This is a genomic window from uncultured Microbacterium sp., from assembly GCF_945952435.1.
Lineage (GTDB): Bacteria > Actinomycetota > Actinomycetes > Actinomycetales > Microbacteriaceae > Microbacterium.
In genome coordinates, this window is sequence record NZ_CAMFHZ010000012.1 from 1 (window position 1) to 15,139 (window position 15,139).

A 15,139-nucleotide genomic window follows, 5' to 3' on the forward strand; every position below is an offset into this window, starting at 1 on the left:
CCGGATCGGTCCTGCGCCGCGGTCTGCCGCGCGTCGTCGGGGGCGAGCCCTGGCCTCCGGCCGGGACGGCCGCCGTGGTCGCAGCGAGCGTGCTCGCAGCCGGGGCGACAGAGGGGACGGCCGTCGCCATCGCGCCGACCGAGGCGGAGACGGCTCTGGTCCGGCGCCCCGACGTGTCCGCGCCGCTCCCGTTCACCCGCACGGTGTGGAACGGATCGGCTCCGCGCCACATCCCCGCCGCGGAGGAGACGACCCGTCGTGCGACCTGGCCGCAGGCGATCGGCGGACTCCTCGGCGCCGCAGCCGTGGCGGTCCTCGCCGGCGCCGCGATCGCCCTCGTGCGCGCGTTCCTCAGCCTGCCGTTCATGCAGGACTTCCTCGCCGCATTCCCCGGCGAGTACGAGCCCGCGGTCCACGTCGCGCCGGGCTTCCCGGCCTGGGTCGGCTGGCAGCACTTCTTCAACGTCTTCCTGATGACGCTCATCATCCGATCGGGAACCCAGGTCCGCCACGAGAAGCGTCCGACCGTGTTCTGGACGCCACGGCGGAACCAGAAGGGCAAGATCAGCCTTACGCTCTGGTTCCATCAGGCGCTCGATCTGATCTGGATCGTGAACGGCGTGGTCTTCGTCGTGCTGCTCTTCGTCACCGATCAGTGGGCGCGGATCGTGCCGACGAGTTGGGCCGTGTTCCCGAACGCGCTGTCCGCGGCGCTCCAGTACGTCTCGTTCGACTGGCCGACGGAGAACGGCTGGGTCAACTACAACAGCCTGCAGCAGATCGCGTACTTCACCATCGTGTTCCTCGCGGCGCCGCTCGCGATCGTCACGGGCTTCCGGATGTCGGGACTGTGGCCGAAGAAGGCGGAACGGCTGTCGAAGGCCTACCCGATCGAGTGGGCGCGTGCCCTGCACTTCCCGACCATGCTGTTCTTCGTGCTGTTCATCGTGGTGCACGTCGCGCTCGTGCTGCTCACCGGCATGCTGCGCAACCTGAACCACATGTACGCGCTGCAGGACGCGGTGACGTGGACCGGGTTCTGGGTCTTCCTCGCCTCGCTCGCGGTGATCGCGATCGGCTGGATCGCCGCCCGTCCGCTCGTGCTCGCCCCGATCGCGAAGATCTTCGGCAACGTCTCCGGTCGCTGACCCGGGTCCGCCATCTCGGCGGCCCGGATCAGCACTCCGGATCAGCGCTCCGGATCAGCGGACGAAGCGGACCTCTTCGATCGTCTCGCCGAGGAAGGGCTCCACCTGCACGGCCCCGTCGAGACCGAAGCCGTTGCGCACGTAGAAGCGGTGCGCGCGGGGGTTATCCTCGGCGACCCAGAGGTAGCAGGTCTCGTCGGCGTGCACGGCCGCGTCGAACAGCCGCTGGCCGATCCCCGTGCCGTGCCAGGCGTCGAGCAGGTAGATGAAGTAGAGCTCGCGCTCTGCGGGCGGGTCGTCGTCGCGAGCGGGACCGGATCCCACGAATCCGACGATCTCTCCGTCGACGAGCGCCGCGCTCATGCGGTACTCGGGGCCCTGCGAGGCCCAGTGCGTCCACAGCTCGGCCAGACGCTTCGGCGAGACCGCCTCGAGCGTGGCCGTGCTGATGAGGTGGTCGTAGGTCTCGTGCCAGCACTTCGCGTGCACGCGGCCGAGCGCTTCGGCATCCACATCGCGAACGGGCCGGACGGTGACGGAGACAAGGGCATCGGCGCTCATGATCGTGACTCTACGCGCGCGGTGCGCGGACGCGAAATCGACGGGGACCGTCTGTTTCCGGGGCGTTTCCGGGCCGAACGCGACTGTGCGAATCCGACAACCGATCCTCGTGATCCATGCCGGATTCACTACGCTCCTCGTGTGAATGTGATCTGGCGCACCCTGCTCGTGTTCCTCTCCGCCCGTCGCAAGGCGCGAAAGGGCGACACCCTCGCGGCGACGGCCGTCGGCCGGATCCGGCTCACGACCCTGCCGACCGACATCGACATCCTGCGGCACATGAACAACGGGCGCTATCTCTCGCTGTTCGACCTCGGACGCTGGGATCTGCTGATCCGCACGGGCCTCTTCGATGCCATGAAGGACCGCGGTTGGTACGCGGTCGTGTCGAACGAGACGGTCACGTTCCGCAAGTCCCTCGAGCTCTGGGAGCGTTTCGACGTCGAGTCCCGCTTCATCGGGCACGACGACAAGGCGCTCTTCCTCGAGCACCGCGCCGTCGTGGACGGCGAGGTCTGCGCCAGGGCGATCGTCCGCGCGCGCATGCTGCGCCGCACGGGCGGCACCGTCTCCCACGACGAGTTCTTCGGCGCCCTCGGCAAGCCGGACGACGTGCCGGGCGTCGAGGACTGGATCCACGACTGGGCCGCCGCCTCGGCGCTGCCGCCCACGAAGGCTCCCGCGCCGAGCGTCTGGAGCGCCTGAGCGCGGGATCCGATCCCTCTCCCGGCTTCGGAGGGCGTGCCTCGGCCCTCACCGTGCTGCGCGGCGGCATGCTGGGAAGAGTGGGTTCCCGCCGGGATCCCGGGCGCAGAAGAGAGGCGATGCCGATGCCGCAGTGGCTGAACGACGAGGAGACCGCTCGGGCACGCAGTGCCGTCGACCTCGCCCAGCGCTGGATCGAGGAGGCATCCGAGGCGCACGCGGATCCGGCCGCCGAGCGCCTCGCCGGAGTGCTGCAGGACCCGAACGGACTGCCGTTCACGCTCGGGTTCGTCGACGGCGTGATGCGCCCGGAGAGCCTCGGCGCCGCGGCGGGCAATCTGCACCGGGTGGCGCCGCTCGCCCCCGGCTTCCTACCCTGGTACCTGCGGGCCGCCGTCCGGGCGGGAGGGGTCGTCGCCCCGGCGCTGCCGGCACCCACCGTCCCGATCGCCCGCTCGGTGCTGCGGGAGATGGTCGGGCACCTCGTCGCCGACGCGCGACCGGAGAAGCTGGGACCGGCGCTCGCGAAGCTCCGCGCGCACGGCGCCCGCCTCAACCTCAACCTGCTCGGCGAGGCCGTGCTCGGCGAGGAGGAGGCGCAGCGCCGCCTCGAAGGGATCCACGACCTCATCCGCCGGGACGACGTCGACTACGTCTCGGTCAAGGTCTCCGCCGTGGTCAGTCGCATCTCGATGTGGGCCTTCGACGACGTCGTGCAACAGGTCGCCGAACGGCTGCTGCCGCTGTACCTGTCGGCGGCGCAGGATCCCTTCGGCTCTTCCGCCGCCAAGCGCACCCCCACCTTCATCAACCTCGACATGGAGGAGTACCGCGATCTCGACCTGACGATCGCGGTGTTCACGCGGATCCTCGAGGATCCGCGGCTGCAGGGCCTCGAGGCGGGCATCGTTCTGCAGGCGTATCTGCCCGACGCGCTGCCTGCCCTGCGGGAGCTGACCGCCTGGGCCAAGGACCGGGTCGACCACGGCGGCGCGCCGATCAAGATCCGGCTCGTCAAGGGTGCCAATCTCGCGATGGAGCGCGTCGAGGCGGCGATGCACGGGTGGACCCCCGCGCCCTATGACGCGAAGGTCGACACGGACGCCAACTACCTGCGCTGCCTGGACGAGGCGCTCACGCCCGAGTCCCTGCGCGCCGTGCGGATCGGCATCGCCGGCCACAACCTCTTCGACATCGCCTACGCCTGGTTGCTCGCCGGCGACCGCGGAGTGCGGCCGGATCCGACGTCCGGGGCACCCGGTCCCATCGAGTTCGAGATGCTGCTCGGCATGGCCCAGGGGCAGGTCGAGGCCGTGGGCCGGGAGGTCGGGCACGTGCTGCTGTACGTACCAGTCGTCCGGCCGCGCGAGTTCGACGTGGCGATCAGCTACCTCGTGCGCCGCCTCGAGGAGAACGCGTCGAGCGAGAACTTCCTCTCGGCGGCGTTCCGGCTGCACGACGACGAGGATCTGCTCGATCGCGAGGTGGGGCGGTTCGCGGCGTCGCTCGAACGCTCCGCCGATCCGTCGCTGGCTGTCGGCCCGCGACGGCGGCAGGACCGGCGCGCACCCGTGCACGAGTCCGTCGTCCGCGCCGAGGACGCGGACGACGGCGACGGCGCGCTGACGCAGGCGGTGCTGGGCATCGGCCGTCCTGTCGACCGCGACGACACGTTCGTCGAGACGGCGGTGTTCGCGCATCGCGAGGACGTGGCCTCCGTCGCCCAGGGGGCACCCGGGTTCCGCAATACGCAGGACAGCGATCCCGCCCTCCCCGCCAACCGGGAGTGGGCGCGGGAGATCCTCGCGCGGATCCCCGGGTCGACCGCCGGGGAGGGGATCCTGCGCAGCGCGCGCATCGACGACCCGGCCGTGCTCGACGAGACGCTCGCGCGCGTCCGTGCCGCCGCGGAGCCGTGGGGTGCGAGACCCGCCGGCGAACGAGCAGAGGTCCTCCTGCGCGTCGCGGCGGTGCTCGACTCCCGTCGCGCCGAGCTGATCGAGGTCGCCGCCGCCGAGACGGGCAAGGTGCTCTCGGAGGGCGACGTCGAGGTGAGCGAGGCCGTCGACTTCGCGAAGTACTACGCCGCGAAGGCCCGAGAGCTCGACGCCGTGCCGGGCGCCGCCTTCGTGCCGTCGCGGGTGACGGTCGTCGCACCGCCCTGGAACTTCCCGCTCGCGATCCCGGCGGGCGGAGTGCTCGCGGCGCTCGCCGCCGGATCCGGTGTCGTGTTCAAACCCGCACCGCAGGCGCGCCGCTCGGCCGCCGTGATCGCGGCGGCGCTGTGGGACGCCGGCATCCCGCGCGACCTCCTCGCGCTCGTCGACATCGAGGAGGGTGCGCTCGGGCAGGCCCTCATCTCACACGGCGGCGTCGACCGGGTGATCCTCACCGGATCCTGGGACACCGCCGCGCTCTTCCGTCGCTGGCGGCACGACCTGCCGCTGCAGGCCGAGACGAGCGGGAAGAACGCGCTCGTCGTCACGCCCTCGGCCGACCTCGACCTCGCCGTCGCCGATCTCGTCAAGAGCGCCTTCGGCCACGCGGGGCAGAAGTGCTCTGCGGCCTCCCTCGCGATCCTGGTCGGCCCCGTGGGGCGGTCCCGACGCTTCGCCCGGCAGCTCGTCGACGCGACCCGGTCGATGCGCGTCGGGTGGCCGGAGGATCCGCGCGCCGAGGTCGGACCGGTGATCGAGGTGCCGGAGGGCAAGCTGCGCTGGGCGCTCACAGAACTGGACGCGGGTGAGAAGTGGGTGCTGAAGCCCCGCCTCGTCGAGGACTCGGGCGGCCGGCTGTGGACGCCGGGGATCCGCACCGGCGTGCAGAGCGGATCGCGCTTCCACCGTGAGGAGTTCTTCGGCCCCGTGCTCGGCATCATGCACGCGCCGACTCTCGCGCACGCGATCGAGCTGCAGAACGCGGTCGACTACGGCCTCACCGCCGGACTGCACACGCAGAATCCGGACGACCTCGCGATGTGGCTGGAGCGGGTGCAGGCGGGCAACCTGTACGTCAACCGCGGGATCACCGGCGCGATCGTGCAGCGTCAGCCCTTCGGCGGCTGGAAGCGTTCCTCCGTCGGCACCGGCGCGAAGGCCGGCGGCCCTAACCATCTCATCGGCCTCGGATCCTGGCGGGATACCGGGGGGCACGGATCCACGACCCTGCATCTGCGCGGTCTCGACACCCGGATCACGGCGCTCATCGAGTCGGCTCAGCCGTCGCTGGACTACACGGCGTTCGAGTGGCTGCGGCGCGCGGCGCTGAGCGACGCGCTCGCCTGGGACAGGGAGTTCGGGCGCGTCCGCGACGTCTCGCGGCTCGGCGTCGAGCGCAATCTCTTCCGCTACCGCTCTGTGCCCGTCGCCGTGCGCGCCACGGGCGAGACGCCGCTGCGCGAGCTGCTGCGCGTCACGATCGCGGCGATCCGCGCAGGGGGCGCCTTCACGCTCTCGGTTCCGGCGGGCCTGCCCGCGGGCGTTCGGCGCGTGCTGGGCGACGCGGAGATCCCGGTCTTCGTCGAGAGCGACGAGGAGTGGATGCAGCGCTTCGATCCTGCGGGTGCGGTCGAGGAGGGCACGGATCCGCAGGTTCCTCCCGCCGAGGAACGGCCAGGACGGGTCCGGATCGTGGGCGCCGCCGCCGACGTCGCGGCCCTCCACGCCGCGCTCGCCGCGCGCGTGCAGGGGGATCCCGATCTCGCGATCCACGCGGGCGAGGTGACGACCGCCGGTCGGATCGAGCTGCTGCCGTTCCTGCGGGAGCAGGCGATCGCGATCACCGCGCACCGGTACGGCAACCCCGACGACACCTTCAGGCACGTGATCTGAGGCTCAGGGCAAGTCTGTGACATGACGCCCCTCAAACCTGGCCATGACACCTTCGAAACGGCCAAGGTGTCATACAAGGTGTCATAGCCCGACGCCTTGCAATCATTGGCATCCGGGGCCGCCATGACACCTATGACGCCTCCGGGACCGTATTTACACTATTGACACTCCCCCTCTCCGGGCCTTCCGGCAGCCCCTGAACCTATGAGTTCCCCGGGAGCGACGGGCGAAACTGAGAACCCGCGCTACCGTCATCGACGCCGCCCACTCGGGCGGACCTTCCGGCCGTCATGGCCACCTGCTGACGCGCATGTCAGCACCGTCTCCTCATCAAGGAGTCATTTCGCATGTCCGCAACTCTCCTCGCTCCGCGTCCATACCTCGCGGTCCAGCAGGCCACGGTCGATCCTGACGGCTCTCGGGCCTTCTTCGTCCGCCTGCACACTCGCGCCAACGGGGTCGTCATCAAGAAGCTGCCTGCCGGTGAGAACCGCCTGGCCCTGCTTCCGCTCCTCTGGGCCGCTCCGGCCCACCTGCCGCTGAGCTACCGTCACTACCGCCTCGCCTGGGGCGTCGGCGCCGGCCAGCACCCTACGACCTACACCCTTCGCCACGACGCGCGCGGCGAGGGGGTGACCAACGACAGCCTCCTCGGTCCCGACTACCTCGCGCTTTGGGGCGAGGACGGCGGGCCTGACTTCGTCGACCACACCGGGGCCCCGGTCTCCGCGGACCTCGTGGACCTGGTCGGCGTGTATCCCACGCTGAACCTCTCCAACGAGCAGTCCGCTCGGCTCGGGCTCGCTGGGTCCAACCGGTGAGCGTCGGTTCCGCCGACTTCGCCGCGGTCGCGACCGGCTACGCGTTCGGCTGGACGACTGACGGCGAGTACGTCATCGTCCCCACCGATCCGGTGCGCCCTCAGGTCGCCGAGCCTCTCGCCGCGGGCGTCTACGACTGGATGGACCTCCTGGACCAGGGCGGCGTGAGCCTCTACGGTCGGGCGCAGGTCGTCTACGACATGGCCAAGGCGCACGCTCGCAAGGTCGCGCGCTTCGCGGAGCCGGTTCGCGTTGCCACTCGCGTCTACCAGTACTCCGGGGCGGACGGTGAGCCCCGCGTCCTGGTGGACCTCGGGGACCGCCACGTCGGCAAGATGGTCCACATCAGCCCTCTCGGCTGGCTCGTCTACGACCCTCGCGATGAGGGCGGCCCCTTCGAGGCGGCGCCGCTGTGGCATCGGGACCCCGCGTTCCAGCCGCTGCCTGAGCCGGGGCGTCCTGACGGCGTGGCTCCTGGCGAGGCTAAGGCCTGGTTCCGCGACGTGCTCGCTCTGGACGACCGCGACTGGCACCTGACGTGGCTCTGGCTGATGAGCACCTACTTCCCTCACTGGACGCAGCAGGGCCTCATGTTCGTGGCGACCACGCAGATGGGCAAGTCGCTCCGCAGCTCGATGCTCCTCCGCTTCCTGCATCCGGCTGATCCGGACCTCGGGGGCATCGGCGGCGACTTTCCCACCACCGAGCGCGCCTGGGGCAGCCTCATGCACCAGTCGCCCATCCTCGCCTTCGATGACGTTGAGTCCATCTCGCCGTCTCAGCACCAGGCGATGAAGCAGGTCATCACCGGCGCCTCGTTCCGCACGCAGAAGCTGTACGAGACTCGGGGCACCACCACGACCGCGGGCAAGCGCCCTCTGCTCATCACCGCGTCGGGCACGCCGGCTGGCTTCCGCGATGACCTCCGCAACCGCATCTGGACCGTCTCGCCGACTCGTCCTCCGCTCGGCGATCGCCTCAACCAGCAGTTCGAGGCCTGGGCCCCTGCGATCTTCGCGGACCTCCTGGACGACGTGGTGACCGCGCTGCGCGGGCTTCCGCGGGCGCTGGACGTCATGGACGCTCTGCTCGCCTCGGGTGAGCCGGTGCGTCCTCGTGAGATCCGCGCTCTTGCGCGCTCGCTCGACCTCGCGACCGGCGGGTCCTACGAGGAGTCCATGCTGGCCGAGCGCCGCGACACGCTCCAGGCCGCCGCCGAGGAGGACCGCTTCGCTCGCGTGGTCTACGAGTTCGTCAAGCAGCGCCCTGAGGGCGGCGAGCTGTCCAACGACGCGCTCCTGCAGGCGCTCCGCGACGTGGCCGAGGACCTCTACGGCCTCGACTCCGCCGCTCTCGACCGCGCGCAGTGGTTCCCTAGCGACACCGGGCGCATGGGTTCCTGGCTGGGCCGCAAGGCCGACAGCCTCGGCTCGGTGGGCGTTCACTTCCACGTGACGCGCCCTGGGGGTCGCTACCGCGCGCGCCGCTGGGACTCGCTGCCGGACGCGCCTGCTCCTGAGGCGCCCGAGCGTCCCGACTTCCACATGGACCTCAATACCTCGACCGGCCCTCTTGCTGGTCCGACTCTCAAGGAGACCGCCTGATGACCGCTCGCAACCGCGAGGACGACAGCCCTCGCATCCACCGTCACCCCAGCCGCCTCGACGCCGCGTACTACCGCGAGATGCGCGCTAGCGCCCTCCTCCAGCTCCGCGCGGCGCTTGCGGGCTACGGGCTCCCCTCGGCGGTTGTGGACCGCCCCTACCTGCCGATGCTCACTGACGCCCAGGTGGTGACTCTCGCGCATGTCCACTACCGGCAGCGCTCGGGGCTCCAGGAGGAGATCGACCACGTCAACTGGGAGGGCGTGGCGGCTCGCGCGCTCTTTCTCCACGAGCTCCAGGACGGCCTCCAGCGGCTGAACACGGCTGAAGAGAACCTGGCGGCCTGACGGCGAGGGCGGGGTCGTCTGCTCGGCGGCGCCGGCCCCGCCCCGTACGCGCAAGGTTCTATATAACTATGGAGCGAGAGAGGCGGCCTCCGCCGCTCGCTCCTACAGCGCAGTAGCCCCATCGCTCGATCAGCACCGGGGAACCTGCGGCGCAACCTCGCCACGGACGCGGCGACCGAGGGCCCAGGAGGGTCGCGGTCGCCGAGGTCCCAAGGCCAGCTGACACCCCAGCATCGATCGATCCCCGAGCGGCAGGAGCCGAGAGGGACCGCTAGCCGGGTGTGCCCAGTCCGCTCTTGACGGCAATCTCCGCGACCAGCTGGTCGCACTGATTCCTACTCAAGGAGCACCCATTATGGACCCCAAGCAGGAGCTCGCCACCCTCGTGGCGAAGAACACCGCAATCATCGCCGGCGTGAAGGCCGGCAACCGCGCGCTCTCGGAGGCTGAGGCCGCCGAGATGGAGAAGGACTCCGCTCGCATCGTCGAGCTCAAGGGCCTCATCTCCCGCGGAGAGGCCGCGGCTGACCGCACCGCCCCGTTCTCGGAGCCCGTCTACGACGGCGACTTCAACGACGAGGCAGGCGTGCTCACCAAGGGCTACCTGACGCCCGAGGCGCTGAAGCGCACGATCCGCGCCGGTGGCGCTGACGGCGCGAAGGCGCTCGTCGCCCCCGGGAGCTCGGCCACGCAGGTCGTGCTCGACCAGCGCCCTGTTGCGCTCGGCAAGCCTGGTGCCAACCTCGGCCTGCTGAACGTCCTGCCGGTCGTCAAGCGCACGTCCCCGAAGTACAGCTACCTGCGCCAGACCGTGCGCACCAACAATGCGGCGGTCGTGGAGCCCGGAGCCCAGAAGCCGACGTCGGTCTTCACCCTGGTGAGCGTCGACAATGAGCTGGACGTGGTCGCGCACGAGTCCGAGTACATCGATAAGTACACGCTCCGCGATAACGAGAACCTTCAGCAGTTCGTCCAGAACGAGCTCGGCGACGGTATCTTCCAGAAGGTGACCGCGCTCGGTGTCGCCGCCTTCGCTGGTGCCTCCGGCGCTACCGTGCAGGCCTTCCAGGGCAACGCGATGGACAGCATCTACCTCGGCGCCGCCAAGGCGTCCGACCTGGGCTACAGCCCGGACGTGCTGCTCATCTCGCGCGCGGACTACGACGCGATCCTTCTCGCGAAGGACACCGCGGGCAACTACCTGTACCGCAACGCCGAGGACAGCCGCCTCAACGGCCTGCACCCGGTCATCGTGACCGGCCTGCCGGCGAAGACGGCCCTGGTCCTCGACTCAAGCCGCGTCGGCATCTCGACCGACAAGATCGGCATGATCTACGAGTGGGACACGCTCACTCGCAAGGCCCTCAACGAGGCCAACGTGCTGGTCGAGGGCCGCTTCTCCTTCGACATCTTCGCCCCGGCGTCGATCGTGAAGGTCGGCACCGCGGCGTAAGCCGAGACCTCCGCTGAGTAGGTGACTCAGCCGGGCTGGCCCTCTTCGCCGGGGGTCAGCCCACTGCTCCGCGGCCTCCACTGTCATGAGGTTCCAGCCGCGGAGGCTTGGCGGCCTGCTGTCCTTCGGGCGCGGTCAAGCGTCGGTGCGCGGGAGTCGTTACCCGCGGTGACCGGCTCAGGCCGGCGAGTAGCTGCATCACCAGCTGACGGGCTCGCCGGCCTACATACTTCGCGCCCCCGGGGTAGCGGGGTGAATCCCACGGTGGCTCGCCCTCCGGCACTTCTCCCGGCAACCGTCTAAACGTGTGCGCGCGATTTCAAATCCTGGGGGCTCCGTTTCCCAGTACAAAACCTCTAGGAGGCCCCCTATGGCTCTCTTCTCAAATGGCCGGGTCGCGCTGCTTGAGCGCCGGCTGGCTCAGGTGACCGCTGAGCGAGATGACCTCAAGAGTCGCGCCGACCTCGCAGACCGCACGCTCGCCGCCGCGGAACAAGAGCTCTCCCGCCTGCGCTCGGAGGCCGGGTCACCCGCGGGCGAAGCCGCCCAGCTCCGCAAGATCACGAGCGCGCTCCGCTCGCTCGTCCCGACCATCGCCTACGCGCCCCCGTTCGGCATGCTGGCCCAGGCGAAGAAGCCGGAGGAGTACGCCCAGACGCTCTCCCTCCTGCTGCGCCACGCGCATGCTGTGGGCGCCCAGGATGGAGCTGCATCATGACTCTCCGCGACGATCTCGAAACTGTCATCGCCTCGGACCCCGTGATGTCCGAGGACCGCATGGCCGGCATCATCAGTCTTGCCCGCGCCGTCGCCGACCAGGCCGACGCACAGCTCAAGGCCTCGGGCGCCCTGGAGTCCCGAATCATCGCCTCCTACAGCGGCATGCTGGCCCAGATCAATCGCACCATCCGCGATGACCGCGCTCGCCGCCGCCGCGAGGGTGCTTCGGTCCCCAAGTCCGCGAGCCGCCTGGCACTGATGAAGGCCCAGGCCAAGAAGGCCCAGGAGGGCGCCGAGTGACCGCCGACGTCGTGCAGTTCGAGAAGACCTGTCCCCGCTGCGGCGCGCTGAAGCCGGTCGCCGACTTCCCCCGCAACCGGTCCCGCCCGGACGGGCGCGGCGCCTATTGCCGCCCTTGCCACGCGGACGTGTTCCGCGAGTACCGCTCGACCGAGCATGGCCGCGAGGCCGTCAGGGCGTCACAGCGCCGCTCGCTCGCGCGGAAGAAGGCCGAGTTCGACGCCGCCGTCGCTCTGCTCTCCGCGGAGGACCGCGCCCGCCTGGGTCTCTAACCCGATCCCATGAACTTCGCGGGGGCTCACTCCCCCCGCCCAATCTCGCGGCACGATCATCCGTGTCGCTGCGCCAGAGCCTGCAACCTCACAAGGCGCGCCCCCAAACCAGCCGGTCAGTCCGGGTGCCGAGTTGCAGCGGCGCCTGGGCTGGCCGGCTTTCTCTGTTTCAGGAGCTGCAACCTATGTCCGTCACCATCCTCCGCGTTCTCCGCGCCCACGCCGTCCCGGCGATCCTCTCCTTCGCCTTCCTCGTCCTTGGCCTGATCGGGGTCTTCGCGTGACCGTCTACCCCGAGCCCACCGCCGCCGAGCGCCGCGCCTGGTACTTCAAGAAGCAGCATGACCGTCGCCGCGCGATCTTCCGCCACGAGGTCGGCAAGATCAGCTCCTTCGTCCGGCTCCGCGAGATGCTGGAGTCCGCCGAGCACCCCTGGCAGGCCGAGATCATCCGCGCCCGCCTTGACCAGCAGCTCGCGCACCGCGCCGCCAGGCGCCAGAAGCGCCGCGCCCGCGCCGACGCCGAGAGGGACAACGATGCCCGCCTCGACCGCTGACAAGCTCCCTCCGACCGCGGACCCCCGCTGCGGTACGGATGCGGGCTATCAGGCACATCGTCGCCGCGGCGAGAGCGCGTGCGCCGCGTGCAAGTTGGCTGCATCGAAGGCCAGGCGGCAACACAAGCGCGCCGACCTCGCGAAGCGCCGTAGCCGCAGCAGCGCCCACGCCGACGACGACTTCGCCCGGCTAAGGCCTGCGGGCAAGGCTTGTCGGCTCTGCGGAGAGATCTTGCCGAAGGAAGCCTTCTCGCGTGCCTATAACAGCACCGATGGCCGGCAAAGCTACTGCACACGGAATGGCTGTAGCAACCGCCAGCACGCGCTTAAGCGCTGGACGATGCGCGCCGCCGAGTGGCGCGACCGTGGGCTAGACCCCGACCGTTGCGCGTACTGCCTCCGGCCCATCGGCCCTGGCGATCGCGACGTGGACCACTTCGTCCCCGTCGCGCGCGGTGGCGCCGATGACCCGTCGAACCTCTGCCCGTCTTGCCCGGACTGCAACCGCGGCCCGGGCGGCAAGTTCGACCGCGACCCCTTCGAGTGGCTGGCCGAGGCCCACCCCGACCGCCTCGACTTCTTCCGCGCCCTGTTCCCGGAGGTCGCCCGTGCCTGAGCCTGCGTTCTCCGCCCCCGCGGCGCGAGCCGCCATGCCCGCTGGGCTCGTCCCAACTCACGCCGGAATCTGCCGCCCGAACCATCCCATCCACGGCTGCCCGGCGTGCCGCTGGCTGCTCCGCGAGCGTGCGCGGGCGCGCCTCGCCCGGTGAGCCTGTGGGCTCCTCAAATGGGCCCGCCCTTGCAAGGCCCCTCCGAACGGGTTCTGTGAGGCCCACCGAGCCCACACGAGACCTGGGCAAGCCTTAGACGACGAAGACCCCCTGAGCGAATCGCTCAAGGGGTCTTTCTCGTTCCGTCGGCGGCGTTCAGGCGCTCTTCTGTGCCTCCTCGTAGAGGGCGAGCGCTGCGTCGATCTTCGCCTTGCGCTTGGCCGCCGACTTCTTCGACTGGGCGTTGCGGATCGCGCGGGCGTGGGCCTGCTTGATGCCGCGCGCCTGCCCGATGACCGCGTTGACGCGCTCCAGGGTCTCGGTGAGCTCGTCGCCCGTCTGCTCGGCGCTTTCCGCGAGGATCGCGTCGAGTGCCTTGGCAATGGTGGTGAAGTGCTTGTCCATGGTGTCCTCCGTGGTGGGGTCGGTGTGGCGCTTGCTGTCATCGACTGTGCCGCGGTCGTCGCCAAGCCGACGCCCCTGAGTCGCAACCCCCACGGACCTCCCGCTAGACGGGGTACTCGTCCCAGCCCTCGACGTCGCGGGCCACCCAGTTGAGCCTGTCCCACGGCTTGCTCCTGTTGCGCGGTTTGCCCTTCTCCAGCGGCATGACCTCCCAGGCCTCGTAGACCTTACTCAGCAGCTCGCGCCTGCGGTCGAGGTCGGCGTCGGCCCAGGCCTGCCCGACTGTCTTCCCTGTGAGTTTCACTTCGCTGGTGGTCTCCAGAGGCATCGCCTCCAGCTCGGCCCTCCTGGCCTGGAGTGCGTCCAGGCGGGCCAGCAGGGCCGCACGGTCCGCCGTGGGGTCCCTGAACTGGCCGGCTGTAGCGTCGATCGCCTCGGCCACTTCCGCGAGCTCCAGCGCGCCCTGGGGCTTCGAGTGCTCGATGGTGATCGCTTCTGGCAGCTCGCCGTAGTTCCTGAGGTAGTGCTTCTCAATCAGCTCGTCCACGATGTCGGCCTTCATTCTCGGTTGGGCACACACGACGCCTCGCGCGGAGGCCGAGCAAGCGTAGTAGTCGCCGCCCTTCGTCGCTTTGGCGTACATGCGCCCGCCACATACCCCACACAGTATGAGTCCCGACGCCAGACGCTTGGCGCGCCGGCGCTTCTGCATGCCTCTCGACTGCCCGAAGCGCGCGAGGATCGCCCCGTGCTGGTCAAGCGTGATGATGGGTGGGAACGGCGTGATCGGGACCCCGCGCTCGTCCCGGACGACCTCGCCCTTGTTGGTCACCCTGCCCAGCAGCGACTGCCCCGACCACAGGGCCTGCACGTTGGACTGGTCCCACCTGCCTCTGTCTAGACCCTCGGGGTCGCGTTCGTGGATGAGCGCCGACCTGTACGGGCTCCGCGTCCTGGCGACCCCGCGCTCTGTGAGGTCCCTCGCGATCGCCACCAGCGATTCGCCCTTGATGATCCTGCCGGCGACCTCCTGCACGGTGGCGGCCTCGAACGGGCTGAGCACCAGCGTCCTCCCGGGCCCCTCGGGGTTGTCGGCTGGCCTGTACCCGAAGCCCACGACGCCGCCTGCGAACCTGCCCGAGTTCCGCAGTCTGTTCAGGCTGGCTGTGGTCCTTGCGACCATCCTGTCTCGCTCCCTCTTGGCGAGGTCGGCGGAGAATGCGACTCGCAGCTCCCAGTCCTCCTGGTCGCTCCTGATGCCCTCCCTCTGCGCGATGAACAGCGCGGGCCGCCCTGCGCGCTTCCTCGCGTTGATCGCCCCGATGAGCTCGGCTGCCTTCTCGATGCCCATGCGGGACCACCTGTCATAGGCGTACACCGCGAGCACGTCGGCCTTGCCGTCCACGATCATCTGGAGGGCGGCTCTCGCGTTGGCTCGCTCCTTGCCGCCAGACAGCCCGTTGTCCTCGAACCTCGCGACCACGTCCCAGCCCTCCTGGAGGGCGAGCAGGTCCAGGTCCTCGTGCTGGCCGGCGATCGAGGTGCTGCGCTCTGACTCCTGGGACAGGCGCACGTACAGACAGGCTCTGGGTCTCATTCCACTATCATGCGCCCTTAGGTTCGGTTGGGTAACCCGGATCCCTGGAG

15 protein-coding genes are annotated in these 15,139 nt (G+C 69.9%); 12 read left to right on the plus strand and 3 right to left on the minus strand.

Going from position 1 to position 15,139, the window contains the following annotated elements; translation table 11 throughout:
- On the plus strand, positions 1 to 1,148 hold a 1,148-nt coding region (locus Q0P88_RS07985), incomplete at its 5' end, for a cytochrome b/b6 domain-containing protein (RefSeq protein WP_295012877.1).
- 54 nt (positions 1,149 to 1,202) lie between these two features.
- On the opposite strand, the gene Q0P88_RS07990 is transcribed toward Q0P88_RS07985, so the two are convergent.
- Positions 1,203 to 1,709, minus strand: a complete 507-nt coding sequence (locus tag Q0P88_RS07990; protein ID WP_295012879.1) for a GNAT family N-acetyltransferase — start codon at positions 1,707 to 1,709, stop codon at positions 1,203 to 1,205.
- Positions 1,710 to 1,850: 141 nt separating this feature from the next.
- Here Q0P88_RS07990 and Q0P88_RS07995 point away from each other — a divergent pair, with 141 nt between their 5' ends.
- The 11 genes from Q0P88_RS07995 (at position 1,851) to Q0P88_RS08045 (ending at position 12,933) form a co-directional block, all read left to right on the plus strand.
- The gene (locus Q0P88_RS07995) at positions 1,851 to 2,414 is read left to right on the plus strand and encodes an acyl-CoA thioesterase (protein WP_295012881.1); all 564 of its coding nucleotides are present in this window, start codon (positions 1,851 to 1,853) and stop codon (positions 2,412 to 2,414) included.
- 125 nt (positions 2,415 to 2,539) lie between these two features.
- On the plus strand, positions 2,540 to 6,244 hold the full coding sequence (locus tag Q0P88_RS08000) for a bifunctional proline dehydrogenase/L-glutamate gamma-semialdehyde dehydrogenase (RefSeq protein ID WP_295013035.1): 3,705 nt from the start codon (positions 2,540 to 2,542) through the stop codon (positions 6,242 to 6,244).
- A gap of 347 nt (positions 6,245 to 6,591) precedes the next feature.
- Positions 6,592 to 7,065: a hypothetical protein gene (locus Q0P88_RS08005; protein ID WP_295012883.1), complete on the plus strand. Its 474-nt coding sequence runs from the start codon at positions 6,592 to 6,594 to the stop codon at positions 7,063 to 7,065.
- Positions 7,062 to 8,669 (plus strand): hypothetical protein, encoded by a 1,608-nt coding sequence (locus Q0P88_RS08010; RefSeq protein ID WP_295012885.1) that lies wholly within the window; start codon positions 7,062 to 7,064, stop codon positions 8,667 to 8,669. The genes Q0P88_RS08005 and Q0P88_RS08010 overlap by 4 nt, the downstream gene beginning before the upstream one ends.
- Positions 8,669 to 9,016: a hypothetical protein gene (locus Q0P88_RS08015; RefSeq protein ID WP_295012887.1), complete on the plus strand. Its 348-nt coding sequence runs from the start codon at positions 8,669 to 8,671 to the stop codon at positions 9,014 to 9,016. The genes Q0P88_RS08010 and Q0P88_RS08015 overlap by 1 nt, the downstream gene beginning before the upstream one ends.
- Positions 9,017 to 9,371: 355 nt before the next feature.
- On the plus strand, positions 9,372 to 10,469 hold the full coding sequence (locus Q0P88_RS08020; protein ID WP_295012889.1) for a phage major capsid protein: 1,098 nt from the start codon (positions 9,372 to 9,374) through the stop codon (positions 10,467 to 10,469).
- Between the two features lie 370 nt (positions 10,470 to 10,839).
- Positions 10,840 to 11,187 (plus strand): hypothetical protein, encoded by a 348-nt coding sequence (locus Q0P88_RS08025; RefSeq protein WP_295012891.1) that lies wholly within the window; start codon positions 10,840 to 10,842, stop codon positions 11,185 to 11,187.
- The gene (locus tag Q0P88_RS08030; protein WP_295012893.1) at positions 11,184 to 11,489 is read left to right on the plus strand and encodes a hypothetical protein; all 306 of its coding nucleotides are present in this window, start codon (positions 11,184 to 11,186) and stop codon (positions 11,487 to 11,489) included. Before Q0P88_RS08025 ends, Q0P88_RS08030 begins: the two co-directional genes overlap by 4 nt.
- Positions 11,486 to 11,761, plus strand: coding sequence for a hypothetical protein (locus Q0P88_RS08035; protein WP_295012895.1), 276 nt, complete (start codon positions 11,486 to 11,488; stop codon positions 11,759 to 11,761). The genes Q0P88_RS08030 and Q0P88_RS08035 overlap by 4 nt, the downstream gene beginning before the upstream one ends.
- A gap of 280 nt (positions 11,762 to 12,041) precedes the next feature.
- The gene (locus tag Q0P88_RS08040; RefSeq protein ID WP_295012897.1) at positions 12,042 to 12,317 is read left to right on the plus strand and encodes a hypothetical protein; all 276 of its coding nucleotides are present in this window, start codon (positions 12,042 to 12,044) and stop codon (positions 12,315 to 12,317) included.
- Positions 12,298 to 12,933, plus strand: coding sequence for an HNH endonuclease (locus tag Q0P88_RS08045; protein WP_295012898.1), 636 nt, complete (start codon positions 12,298 to 12,300; stop codon positions 12,931 to 12,933). Before Q0P88_RS08040 ends, Q0P88_RS08045 begins: the two co-directional genes overlap by 20 nt.
- A 310-nt stretch (positions 12,934 to 13,243) precedes the next feature.
- Here the strand turns inward: Q0P88_RS08045 and Q0P88_RS08050 are convergent, their stop codons facing one another.
- Complete coding sequence (locus Q0P88_RS08050; RefSeq protein ID WP_295012900.1) at positions 13,244 to 13,492, minus strand: hypothetical protein; 249 nt, start codon at positions 13,490 to 13,492, stop codon at positions 13,244 to 13,246.
- Between the two features lie 103 nt (positions 13,493 to 13,595).
- The gene (locus tag Q0P88_RS08055) at positions 13,596 to 15,089 is read right to left on the minus strand and encodes a recombinase family protein (protein ID WP_295012902.1); all 1,494 of its coding nucleotides are present in this window, start codon (positions 15,087 to 15,089) and stop codon (positions 13,596 to 13,598) included.
- Positions 15,090 to 15,139 lie beyond the last annotated feature (50 nt).